The 9565-nt window shown below is 63.8% G+C and carries 11 protein-coding genes, 1 tRNA gene and 1 pseudogene; 7 read left to right on the top strand and 6 right to left on the bottom strand.

The genetic code is table 11. From position 1 onward, the window contains the following. Nucleotides 1-567: pseudogene (locus ABSG20_RS21645) on the bottom strand (CAF17-like 4Fe-4S cluster assembly/insertion protein YgfZ); the annotation flags it as partial. A gap of 226 nt (nt 568-793) precedes the next feature. Between ABSG20_RS21645 and ABSG20_RS21650 the strand changes: the two are divergent. Beyond that, on the top strand, nt 794-2128 hold the full coding sequence (locus ABSG20_RS21650) for a dihydroorotase (protein ID WP_423866554.1): 1335 nt from the start codon (nt 794-796) through the stop codon (nt 2126-2128). On the opposite strand, the gene ABSG20_RS21655 is transcribed toward ABSG20_RS21650, so the two are convergent. Beyond that, nucleotides 2125-2886: an SOS response-associated peptidase gene (locus ABSG20_RS21655; RefSeq protein ID WP_423866555.1), complete on the bottom strand. Its 762-nt coding sequence runs from the start codon at nt 2884-2886 to the stop codon at nt 2125-2127. The two genes, ABSG20_RS21650 and ABSG20_RS21655, sit on opposite strands and share 4 nt — an antisense overlap. Before the next feature lie 63 nt (nt 2887-2949). On the opposite strand from ABSG20_RS21655, the gene ABSG20_RS21660 reads away from it, so the two are divergent. Both ABSG20_RS21660 and ABSG20_RS21665 read left to right on the top strand, forming a co-directional pair. Then, nucleotides 2950-3462, top strand: coding sequence for a hypothetical protein (locus ABSG20_RS21660; protein ID WP_423866556.1), 513 nt, complete (start codon nt 2950-2952; stop codon nt 3460-3462). A 17-nt stretch (nt 3463-3479) separates the two neighbouring features. Then, nucleotides 3480-3893, top strand: coding sequence for an NUDIX hydrolase (locus tag ABSG20_RS21665; protein ID WP_423866557.1), 414 nt, complete (start codon nt 3480-3482; stop codon nt 3891-3893). 63 nt (nt 3894-3956) lie between these two features. Here the strand turns inward: ABSG20_RS21665 and ABSG20_RS21670 are convergent, their stop codons facing one another. Next, on the bottom strand, nt 3957-4799 hold the full coding sequence (locus ABSG20_RS21670) for a response regulator (RefSeq protein WP_423866558.1): 843 nt from the start codon (nt 4797-4799) through the stop codon (nt 3957-3959). A 337-nt stretch (nt 4800-5136) separates the two neighbouring features. On the opposite strand from ABSG20_RS21670, the gene ABSG20_RS21675 reads away from it, so the two are divergent. After that, nucleotides 5137-5514, top strand: a complete 378-nt coding sequence (locus ABSG20_RS21675; RefSeq protein WP_423866559.1) for a TIGR02301 family protein — start codon at nt 5137-5139, stop codon at nt 5512-5514. A 207-nt stretch (nt 5515-5721) separates the two neighbouring features. After that, nucleotides 5722-5988, top strand: a complete 267-nt coding sequence (locus ABSG20_RS21680; RefSeq protein ID WP_423866560.1) for a hypothetical protein — start codon at nt 5722-5724, stop codon at nt 5986-5988. A 92-nt stretch (nt 5989-6080) separates the two neighbouring features. Here ABSG20_RS21680 and ABSG20_RS21685 read toward each other — a convergent pair whose 3' ends face one another. The 3 genes from ABSG20_RS21685 to ABSG20_RS21695 are packed head-to-tail and all read right to left on the bottom strand — an operon-like array spanning nt 6081 to nt 8963. Next, nucleotides 6081-6536 (bottom strand): GNAT family acetyltransferase, encoded by a 456-nt coding sequence (locus ABSG20_RS21685; RefSeq protein WP_423866561.1) that lies wholly within the window; start codon nt 6534-6536, stop codon nt 6081-6083. Nucleotides 6537-6538: 2 nt separating this feature from the next. After that, entirely contained in the window at nt 6539-7966 is a 1428-nt protein-coding gene (locus ABSG20_RS21690) for an FAD-binding oxidoreductase (protein WP_423866562.1), read from the bottom strand. Between the two features lie 58 nt (nt 7967-8024). Beyond that, the gene (locus tag ABSG20_RS21695) at nt 8025-8963 is read right to left on the bottom strand and encodes an L-threonylcarbamoyladenylate synthase (protein ID WP_423866563.1); all 939 of its coding nucleotides are present in this window, start codon (nt 8961-8963) and stop codon (nt 8025-8027) included. A gap of 116 nt (nt 8964-9079) precedes the next feature. Between ABSG20_RS21695 and ABSG20_RS21700 the strand changes: the two genes are divergently transcribed. Together ABSG20_RS21700 and ABSG20_RS21705 are read left to right on the top strand one after the other, a co-directional pair. Then, nucleotides 9080-9156 (top strand) — tRNA-Pro (locus ABSG20_RS21700). Between the two features lie 165 nt (nt 9157-9321). Further along, nucleotides 9322-9565 (top strand): alpha/beta fold hydrolase (locus ABSG20_RS21705; RefSeq protein ID WP_423866564.1); only part of this gene is annotated, 244 nt, incomplete at its 3' end.

The following is a 9565-nucleotide window of genomic DNA, read 5'->3' on the forward strand; positions in this document are numbered from 1 at the left end:
GCCGTGCAGGCGATCCATGTTGCTTTCGTGCGGAAATGCATTGCCATACATGAAATCCATGCCGCCGAGCGGAACACCCGCAGCGATCCGGTGGATGTCATAGGCCGTGCTGTCGAGCAGTTCCGCGCCGATCAGATCGGCGGCCTTTTGCGCCAGCGGCTCCGGCACGAGCATCCGCCAGCCTAGTGCTGTATGGCGTGGATCGGCGAAGGTCAGATCGGGTTTGATGGCCAGATCGCCATCCCAGGCGGCAACCACGCCAAGATCGTCCGACAGATTTTCGACCGTGACCTTGGCCCGCAGCTTGTAGAAGCCAAGCTTGTCGGCGAGCGCTTGCGCCAGCGGGCGCGGGCAGTCGATCAACAAACCACCGCCATGGCCGGAAGGCGCCTCGGTGATCAGGAAGTCCACAATGATCTTGCCCTGCGGCGTCAGCAAAGCCCCGAAGCGGCCGAGGCCAGGGGCGACCAGCGCGACATCGGTCGTGACGAGGCCGTTGAGAAATTTACGCGCGTCATCGCCGTTGACCTTGACCACGCCCCGGTCGGGAAGAAACGCTGCTTTCATCTGAAAATCTCTTGTGACATGTTGCAGCACAACGTAAGCCGCCGGGCTTTAAACGACAAGACCCGCGCGGCGTATGATGACATCATCCCGGGGGAGCCCGTCGTAGCCGAACGGCGATGGCGCGGCGTCCTGCAAGGATTAAGAACCGACACCGACTGTGCCGCATGCTTTGAGACGGCCCCGGTCAAGCCTCCTCGGCATGAGGGGCAACTGAATACGAGGAATGATGAGCCAGAGCTACGACGCGATTTTGAAATCAGGCACCGTGGTCAATCAGGATGGCGAGGGCATGCGCGACATCGCCATCGCCGATGGCCGGATCGCTGCCATCGGCGAACTCGGGCAGGCCGTGGCCGCCGAGGTGATCGATTGCAGGGGTCTGCACATCCTGCCGGGCGTGATCGACACGCAAGTTCATTTTCGAGAGCCGGGTCTTACCCATAAAGAGGACCTGGAGACCGGCTCGCGCAGCGCGGTGATGGGCGGGGTGACCGCGGTATTCGAAATGCCGAACACCGATCCCCTGACCGTCACCGAGGCGACCTTCAGCGATAAAGTCAGACGCGGCCGGCATCGCATGCATTGCGATTTCGCGTTTTTCATCGGCGGCACCCGCGACAACGTGCGGGACCTGCCGGAGCTGGAACGCGCGCCCGGCTGTGCCGGCGTCAAGGTATTTATCGGCTCGTCGACCGGCGCGCTATTGGTCGAGGATGACGAAAGCCTGCGGCGGATTTTCAAGGTGATCGCCCGCCGCGCCGCCTTTCATGCCGAGGATGAGTACCGACTCAACGAGCGCAAGGGACTGCGTGTCGAAGGCGATCCGCGTTCGCATCCGGTGTGGCGCGACGAGACCGCGGCGCTCAAGGCGACGCAGCGCCTCGTCCATCTCGCCCATGAAGCGGGAAAGCGGATTCACGTCCTGCATATCTCGACCCGACAGGAGATCGAGTTTCTACGCGATCACAAGGATGTCGCTTCCTGCGAGGCGACCCCACACCACCTCACGCTGGTCGCGCCCGAATGCTATGAGCGGCTCGGCACCCGCGCGCAGATGAATCCGCCGGTGCGCTCGGTCGATCACCGTGACGGCATCTGGCGCGGTATCGCGCAGGGCATCATCGATGTGCTCGGCTCCGATCACGCGCCCCACACCCTGGAAGAGAAGGCGAAGACCTATCCGGCTTCGCCCTCGGGCATGACAGGGGTGCAGACGCTGGTGCCGCTGATGCTCGATCATGTCAATGCCGGACGTTTGTCGCTGGCGCGCCTGGTCGATCTCACCAGCGCCGGCCCGGCACGGTTGTTCAACATCGCCTGCAAGGGTCGCATCGCCGCGGGCTATGATGCGGACTTTACGGTGGTCGATCTCACGCGCAGCGAGACCATCACCAACCGATGGGTGGCCTCGCGCGCCGGCTGGACGCCCTATGACGGCATGCGCGTCACCGGCTGGCCCGTCGGCACCTTCGTGCGCGGCCGACGGGTGATGTGGCAGGGCGAGCTGCTGACGCCCGCAACCGGCGAGCCGGTGCGGTTTCTGGAGACGCTGAAGCGCTAAAACAACGACCCCTGTCCGTCATCTGACGTCACCTGCACCGGCTTGCGCGGCGCCGGCTTCTTCGGCTGCGGCTCCTCGGCGGCGCGCTGCTCCGGCGTGATCGGCAGGATCAGCTGGGCGTCGTCGTTGGCGACGCGATTGACCCGCGTCGAGACCTCGTGCCAGACGAATTCGCCGGCGGCGGGGGGTGCCAGCAGCGTCATTGCGGTCCCGGCATCATGCCTGCCGCAATCGAGCCAGCGCTCGAAATCTTCAGGCGCAACCGTCACAGGTACGCGGTGATGCAGCACGGCGAGATCGGCGCTCGCTGGCGCGGTCACGATCGCCACCGTATCGAGTTCCTCGCCGTTCGGCCCGGTCCAGGTTTCCGCCAGCCCGGCCAGACCGATCGGTTGCCCGTCGCGGCGATGGATGAAGGTGGGCTGTTTGCGCTTCGCGGAAGCCTGCCATTCGTAATAGCCATCCGCCGGGATCAGGCAGCGCCGCCGCCGCATCGCGTTCCTGAAAGCCGGTTTTTCAAGTACCGTTTCGGCGCGTGCGTTGATCAGCAGGGTGAATTTGGCGGGCTCCTTGACCCAGGCCGGCAACAGCCCCCATCGCATCAGTCGAAAGTGCCGGATGCCGTTGTCGAGGATGACCACAGGTATGGGTTGCGTCGGCGCAATATTATGCCGCGGCGGGAAGTTAGGCTGTTCGACATAGCCAAAAATCTGCCGCAAGGCCGCCGGCGGGGAGGTAATGACAAAGCGTCCACACATTTCGATGGCTCAGATAGGCATGCGTTCAGCACCTTTTAACCCCGATCGTTAACACTGCGGCAGATGACATCAGCGGCCTCCAAACCCGCGCCATCCGGGCGCCAGATGACGCTCCAGCCGGGTCCCGGTCAGGAGCCGCGGGCTGCTCTGTTGCGCGCCGCCAACATCAATCCCGGCACCGGCCTCGCCACCGATTATCTGAATCATTTCAACGAAGCCATCATGCTGCTCGAGATGATTCCGGATATGCCGGAATGCGCGGAAGACTTTCTGGCCTGGCATCCCCTATCCTATCGCGAGCACTTCATGGCGTCCAATTTCAAGGCGCGCCAGCTGGCGATCGAGGCCTATGAATCCGCCGACGCCGGCGTCCGGGCCGACTTCGACAATATCACCAGCACAATGACCTCAATTCTCACCGCGGTCGGCGCGGCGATGCGCGAGGTTCGCCAGGACAAGACCCGCGCCACGCTGGCGCTGCAGGCCACCGGCTGGGTCAAGCCGCTGGTGGCGGCGGCCGGCGGTATCATCAATGGTGGCGCCGACGCCGACGTCGACTACATCATGACCCACTGATTTCAGGGGCGAGCCCGGTGCAGCCGTCACACCCCCAGCTTGCGGTCAGCGCGGCGATCTTTCGCCAGGGCAGGATCCTGCTGGTGCGGCGGGCGCGATCGCCGGCCAAGGGCTTTTATTCGCTGCCGGGCGGCCGGGTCGAATTCGGCGAAAGCCTGCATGCCGCCCTGCATCGCGAAGTCGATGAGGAAACCGCGCTGAAAATCGAGATCATCGGCCTCGCCGGATGGCGCGAGGTGGTGCCGGGAACCATTGCGGAAGGCCATTATCTCATCATGTCGTTCGCGGCGCGCTGGACCTCGGGCGAGCCGGTGCTGAACGACGAACTCGACGATTTCAGGTGGCTTGCGCCCGATGCTCCTGATGATCTCAAGCTCACCGCTGGCCTGCAGGAGGTCATCGCGTCGGCCCGCCGCCTGATCGAGGCATGAAAATCAGGCGGCTTGTTGCTTAATCCGAAGACGCAGCACGCTTCGACGCCCCCGCATTCATGGCTAGGCCATGCTTGCCTGCAGTCCGCAGAATTCTTGCAGCGCTCCGAACAGTTCGCCGGTATCGGCAGATTTCCGCACGATTTGCGCCGCCCCGGACCGACCGCCGATGCTCCGATACAGGCCAAGTTTGTTGGCCCCGCTGAGCTCCCTCCCGGTCAATACAATGAACGGAATATCCTTGGTCGCCGGCGTGGTCCGCAGTCGGGTCAGAAAGTATTGGGCGTCGCCCTTCGGCATGGAATAGTCCGATATGATAACGGCGGGCTCTTCCTTGCATGCCATCAGGTAGCCCTGCGCCGCGTCGGCTGCGTACAGGGTGTCAATGCCGCATCGATCGAGCCTGCTGCGGAGAAAGCTTTCCACGTCCGGATCATCGTCAACCAGCAACACGCGCGCACGCTTTGGCACGGCGATCCCGGTCGACCGCAATCCCGACTGCCTGATGCGTTCCGCTTTGGCTGGATAGATCTCGACCAAAGCGGATTCCAGATCTTTCCAGAACTTTGCGCCCTTACGAACATAAAGGGCGCCCATGCTATCGCAGGTTTCGATCGTTTCGGCATCGCGACGCCCGGTCGCAACGATCACATGCAAGGGCCGTTTGACATGTTCGAGCAGATACGCGGAGACGGCCAGGCCGTCCAGTTCTGGCATCTGGATGTCGACAATCAGGGCGTCGACCCCGCCCTGGCGCACCCTCCGCAGCGCCTGCCTTCCGTTGGATGCGGTTTCGACCTTGAAGCCCATCAGGCTGAATCGATCCGCCAGCAGCCTCACGATCGAAGGATCGTCGTCGGCAATGAGGATAAGGGGTGGGGTTTCGTTCGGCTCGAATACGGTCATAGCGCGTCTCCCATCTCGACCTCGCCCGCTGTTGGCGATAAACGCTCATTACAACCGCTCTGAATTAATGCGGCGCTTCGTTTTTCCTCCGTATTCCTGCTTAAATGAGGCTTCCGGCGCGACATTGCCGTCGAGCGCCATTGCGGCGGCACGGCGTGTCCACCGCGCGTTCTGACAAGGCGTGAATGTCCGCCCGTGAGCCGGCAACCCCATGCGCGGCGGGGGTTGCGGCCCTGGCCGGATCATGCGTTGAAATCGCTTCCCCGCTCCGCTAGACCGGGTCGAGCCGAAACGCCTTCGGCGCCCCCCTGGCGTTTCGAAGGCGTCGAAAAAAATCATGGCCAAGCGTATTTTAGCCGCTCTTATCGTTGTTTCGGCGTGCCTCTCTGGCCCGGCGCGGGCCCAGGACGCTGCGGCGCCGTTCGACGGCGACCTGCAGCGGCTGGCAGAGATCCTCGGCACCCTGCATTATTTGCGGGGCATTTGCGGCAGCAATGAAGGCCTGAAATGGCGCAACCAGATGCAGGCGCTGATCGATGCCGAAACCCCCACGGGTGACCGCCGTGCGCGCATGATTGCGGGCTTCAACCGCGGCTATAACGGCTTCCAGCAGACCTACCGGACCTGTACGCCGGCCGCGACGGTCGCGATCCGCCGCTACATCGAGGAAGGCTCCAAGATTTCACGGGATCTGACGGCCCGCTACGCCAATTAGGGTTTTGCGTTGGTGTGGAAACTACTGGAAGCATCGAGACATACGCGGTGGCGGGGCGCTGGCCTGAAGTCCTTTGGTCCAATCCAATAGACCAAGAGCTCTATTAACCCTTCTTAAGGAACTGCTCTAGGCGGCGCCGCGCTGCGTGCTAGACGTTAACGCATTCGACGCGCACCGCCCGGGATCGCGCCCAGCCTGTTGAGTTCCATGAGCCATCCAGCGTCCTTCTCGACCGGCCGCGATCCGCTGCCCGATCACGAACAAAAACGGGCCGCGCTCGGTTATCTCAACGAGGCCTGGGCGGAGGCGCGGCACGATGGCGTCGATGGCGACTGCCTCGCGCAGGCCAGCCTGTTCGCCGCATTCGCCGAGCTGGTTGCAACCTACGGCGAGGATGCGGTGGCGAAATTCGCCGAAGGTCTCGCCGCCCGCATCCGCAACGCCGAGTTTTCAATTCAGCTGGCGAAGCAGTAGCTTGGTCCTTCAGCGTGGCGTAGTTGTCGGAAGGCACGCGGACATTGTGGACGCGGATGCGGTCGGAAACGGTCATGTCGAGCCTTTCTCGATTACGGTGTCGGCTCGCGCCCGTCGAGCCATTTGGCGTAGACGATGCGCTGCTGCTCGAAATAACCGAGCGACTGATAGAATGCCTGAACCTCGCTGTTGTCGGCACGCACCATCAGTTGCATTTTTTCGATGCCGGCCGCCCTTAGCCAGTCCTCCGCCGCATCCATGATGACGCGGCCATATCCCCTGTGCCGGCAGTCGGGGTCGACGGCGACGTAATAAACCCAGCCACGATGACCATCATGTCCGACCAGAACCGAGGCTGCGATGCCGCTGCCGTCACGTCCAACCAGCACCGCCGCGTTCGGCCCCCGGCGGGCAAGCGCGATATCGGCGGCAGGATCGTTCCAGGGGCGCGTCAACCCGCAGCGCTGCCACAACGCAACCACGGCTGTGACCTCGGCGTCTGCGATCGGCGCGATCGCGAGCGCGGCGGCGGGGGCAGTCAAAGCCACGCTTACAGCACCTTTCCGGGATTCATGATGCCCAGTGGATCGAGCATCGCCTTGAGGCTGCGCATCAGTTCGATCGCGACCTTGTCCTTCACCTCGGGCAATTCGTCGCGCTTGAGCACGCCGATGCCATGCTCGGCGGAGATCGATCCGCCCATCCGCAGCACAATATCGAAAACCACCGCATTGACCTCGTGCCTGCGCGAGAGGAAATCGGCGGCATCGCCGCCAACCGGCTGGCTGACGTTATAATGGATGTTGCCGTCGCCGAGATGGCCGAATGGCACCGGCCGGGCCCCCGCAATGAGCTTCACCACGGCGGCATTGGCCTGTTCGATGAAATCAGGCACCGCGACCACGGGCACCGAAATGTCGTGCTTGATCGATCCGCCTTCCGGCTTCTGCGCCGCGGACATTTCGTCGCGCAGCTTCCAGAACGCCGCGCGCTGGCTCAGGTTGGTCGCGATCACCGCATCGTCGACGACGCCGGCCTCGAGCGCCTGCGCCAGGATCGATTCCAGCGTGGCCCGGGCATCCTCGCGCGGCGAGGACAGTTCCATCAGCACGTACCATGGATGCTTGCCGGTCAGGGGATCGCGGATGTCGATGCCGTGGCGCACGCTGAAATCCACGGCGATGTCGGACAACAACTCGAAACTGGTCAGCGTTCCCGCGGCCTCGCTCTGCGCGATCGCCAAGAGCTGCAACGCCTTGGCCGGCGACTCCAGGCCGACATAGGCGGTCTCGATCGCGCGGGGCTTTGGAAACAGCTTCAGCGTTGCCGCGGTGATGATGCCAAGGGTGCCCTCGGCGCCGATGAACAGGTTGCGCAGATCGTAGCCGGTGTTGTCCTTTTTCAGCTTCGACAGTCCATTGAGAATGCGGCCGTCGGCCAGCACCACCTCCAGCCCGAGCGCCATCTCGCGCGCCACCCCGTAGGCCAGCGCCGTGGTGCCGCCGGCATTGGTGGAGAGATTGCCGCCGATGGTGCAGCTTCCCTCGGCGCCGAGTGACAGCGGAAACAGCCGGTCGACCCTGGAAGCTTCCTGCTGGGCGACCTGCAGCACCACGCCGGCCTCGCAGGTCATGGTGTTGGAGGCGGTGTCGATGTCGCGCACTTTGTCCATCCGCCGCAGCGAAACCACGACTTCACCGTGATGCGGGGTCTGGCCTCCGACAAGTCCGGTATTGCCGCCCTGCGGCACCAGCGCGATCTTGTATTCGCTGGCGAGTTTGCAGATATCCGATACTTCCGCCGTCGCGCCTGGCCGCAATACCAGCGGCGATCTGCCATGAAACAGGTCACGCTCCTCGGTGATATAGGGCGCGATGTCGGCGGCATCGGTCACCGCGTATTTGCTACCGACGATCGCGCGGAACCGGGCGATCAATTCGGGCGAGAGCGGCGGTAAAGATGGCTGGACGATGTTCATCCTGGTCTCTTGCTTTTCTTGATTTGGCTTGTTCTCATTTACGTACTCATTTGCCTGTTCAATCCCGCTCTACCGCGGCGCGGCGCAGACGGTCATTGATCGCTTCGCCGAGCCCGTGCTGCGGCACCGGCATGACCGCGATGGCGCGGGCGCCGCTTGCATCGAGCGCGCGAAGATAACCGAAAAGATTGGCGGCGGCCTCCGTGAGATCGCCGCGCGCGGACAAATTCAGCACTGGTGTCGCCGGGTCAACTCCGCGCAATGCGGCCGGCCCGAACGCCAGCAGCGCTTCGCCGGCCCGGATGTCTGCTGCATTGAGCCGCACCCTGGCTCGCGGCGCGTAGTGCGAGGCCAGCATGCCCGGCGCCCTGGGCCGGCTGGTATCATCGTGGTCGGGCGGTTGCAACACTACCCGGCCGAGCGCACGCTCGATCTCGCCGCGCGGCACGCCGCCGGGGCGCAGCAGCGTCAGTGTGTCGAAACATCCGACGATGCTGGATTCGACGCCGATCTCGACCGCGCCGCCGTCGACGATCAGATCGATCCGCCCGGCAAGATCGCTTTGCACGTGCAAAGCCGTCGTCGGCGAGACATGACCCGACAGGTTCGCCGAAGGCGCCACCACGGGACCCCCGAATGCGCCGAGAATCCGCCGCGCCACGGCGTGAGCGGGCACCCGGATGGCGATGGTGTCGAGCCCCGCGGTGGCGAGATCGGCCACCGGGCAATCCGCGGTCTTCGGCAGCACCAGCGTCAGCGGCCCCGGCCAGAACGCGCCGGCCAACGCGATCGCGGTTGCGTCAAAGCGGGCCAGCCGCATCGCGGCCTCAAGATTCCCCACATGGGCGATCAGCGGATTGAACGCCGGCCGGCCCTTGGCCTGATAAAGCCGCGCGATGGCCGCAGCATTGGTGGCGTCGGCGCCGAGACCATAGACGGTCTCGGTCGGGAACGCGACCAGCCCGCCCTGGCGGAAGCAATGCACAGCCGTGGCCACGGCGGCCTCGCCGGCGGGCAGGATTGGCGTTGTCAGACCCACATTCACAGGAATCGGCGTCCTCAATTCGGCTTCTTGCGGTGGGCGAACGCCAAGGCTATAAGCCGCGTTCTTGTCGGAGTGTGGCTCAGCCCGGTAGAGCACTGCGTTCGGGACGCAGGGGTCGCAGGTTCGAATCCTGCCGCTCCGACCAAGAAATCTCTTTCGGGTGTTTGCCCCTTTTCCCGAGTGCTTTCAAGCAAGGTTAGCTGCGATATGCGGCAATAGCTCAGCGGGTGCCGGCGGCTGCATGGATGCGGTGCCGCCATGTGGCGGGGCTGCCTTGCCGCTTGCGGGTGGAGGCGCGTAATAAAGTCAAATGCATTTCATCGAACTTGATCGTATCGCGCTACGCTACGAACTGAGCGGCAAGGGTGACCGCACCTTGGTGCTCGTGCACGAAATGGGTGGCTCGCTCGAAAGCTGGGACGAAGTTGTCCCGCCGCTCGCCAAATCGCGTCGCATCTTGCGTTACGATACCCGCGGAGCGGGTCTGTCGCAGAAGGCGAGGGGTGAGCTCACCTTCAGCACAATGGCCGCCGATATTGCCGCGCTGCTCGATG

The sequence above is a fragment of the Bradyrhizobium sp. genome, from assembly GCF_049512235.1.
Classification (GTDB): Bacteria; Pseudomonadota; Alphaproteobacteria; order Rhizobiales; family Xanthobacteraceae; genus Bradyrhizobium.

Coding starts and splice junctions, on each gene's coding strand:
- ABSG20_RS21650 (WP_423866554.1), top strand. CDS start 794: ATGAGCCAGAGCTACGACGCGATTTTGAAATCAGGCACCGTGGTCAAT.
- ABSG20_RS21655 (WP_423866555.1), bottom strand. CDS start 2,886: ATGTGTGGACGCTTTGTCATTACCTCCCCGCCGGCGGCCTTGCGGCAG.
- ABSG20_RS21660 (WP_423866556.1), top strand. CDS start 2,950: ATGACATCAGCGGCCTCCAAACCCGCGCCATCCGGGCGCCAGATGACG.
- ABSG20_RS21670 (WP_423866558.1), bottom strand. CDS start 4,799: ATGACCGTATTCGAGCCGAACGAAACCCCACCCCTTATCCTCATTGCC.
- ABSG20_RS21675 (WP_423866559.1), top strand. CDS start 5,137: ATGGCCAAGCGTATTTTAGCCGCTCTTATCGTTGTTTCGGCGTGCCTC.
- ABSG20_RS21680 (WP_423866560.1), top strand. CDS start 5,722: ATGAGCCATCCAGCGTCCTTCTCGACCGGCCGCGATCCGCTGCCCGAT.
- ABSG20_RS21690 (WP_423866562.1), bottom strand. CDS start 7,966: ATGAACATCGTCCAGCCATCTTTACCGCCGCTCTCGCCCGAATTGATC.